The following is a 253-nucleotide window of genomic DNA, read 5'->3' as shown; positions in this document are numbered from 1 at the left end:
ATGGACGATACTGGCATCTGGAGGGGACTCCTGCGCGGGCGGTGTTCAGGGGGGACGGGTCGTCATGTGACCCGACAGCAGATACGCTAAAGTTAACTTCTTGCGCATAATTGTACAATATAAGTATAGATTTATGGCGGAAGTCGGCACACTCGATGCTTCATCGCCGAGGAGGGCAACATGCGAATATTGATAACAGGTGCAACGGGGTTCGTCGGCCAGGCGCTGTGTCAGTCACTGGCCGCTGCGGGTC

General features: G+C 55.3%; 1 protein-coding gene. It reads left to right on the top strand.

Going from position 1 to position 253, the window contains the following annotated elements:
* Nucleotides 1-180: 180 nt before the first annotated feature.
* A partial coding sequence (locus R0J88_RS21850) for an NAD-dependent epimerase/dehydratase family protein (protein ID WP_410901153.1) occupies nucleotides 181-253 on the top strand: 73 nt, incomplete at its 3' end.

The organism is Pseudoalteromonas sp. SIMBA_162 (assembly GCF_046535955.1).
GTDB lineage: Bacteria > Pseudomonadota > Gammaproteobacteria > Enterobacterales > Alteromonadaceae > Pseudoalteromonas > Pseudoalteromonas marina.
The sequence above is the reverse complement of the archived record's forward strand: the minus strand, read 5'-3'. Positions and strand labels throughout refer to the sequence as shown.